Origin of the sequence: Parendozoicomonas verongulae (assembly GCF_009711465.1) — a bacterium.
Lineage (GTDB): Bacteria > Pseudomonadota > Gammaproteobacteria > Pseudomonadales > Endozoicomonadaceae > Sansalvadorimonas > Sansalvadorimonas verongulae.
In genome coordinates, this window is the sequence record NZ_SMME01000311.1 from 1 (window position 1) to 533 (window position 533).

1 protein-coding gene is annotated in these 533 nt (G+C 61.0%); it reads left to right on the top strand.

Annotated features, from left to right (window positions below; all coding sequences use genetic code 11):
* Positions 1-254, top strand: a 254-nt coding sequence (locus E1189_RS22290; protein ID WP_196220856.1) for a hypothetical protein, incomplete at its 5' end; no start/stop codon positions are given.
* Positions 255-533 lie beyond the last annotated feature (279 nt).

Here is a 533-nt window from a genome sequence, read left to right on the forward strand (position 1 = left end):
TGGACCCGGTTCTATTTGAGCCGCTTCCCCCTGTACCGGGCTTCGCTGCAACCCCGGCGGTGAGAGCTAAGAAGGTTGACCGAATCAAAGGTGATGCCGCAGGGGCAGGTAGTGTTCCGCCTTACCTTGCATTGGGCGTCACGGCTGCTCCGACGGTGAGAGTTAAGCAGGCTGTCCGTAGTGAAGGTGGCGCCGCAGGAGCAGGTGGTGTTCCGCTTTCCCTTGCACCGGGCGTTGCTGCTGCACTGGCGTGAGAGTTAAGCAGGCTGACCGACTCGAAAGTGGTGCCGCAGAGGCAGATGGTGTTCAGCTTCCCCTTGCACCGGGCGTCTCGGCTGCTCCGGCGGTGAGTGTTAAGTAAGCTGGCCGAATTGAAAGTGACACCGCAGGGGCAGGTGGTGTTCCACTGCCCCTTGCACCGGGCCTCTCGGCTGCTCTGGCGGTGAGTGTTAAGCTTGCTGACCGTATCAAAGATGAGGCCGCAGAAGCAGGTAGTGTTCTGCTTTCCCTTGCATTGGGCGTCGCGGCTACCC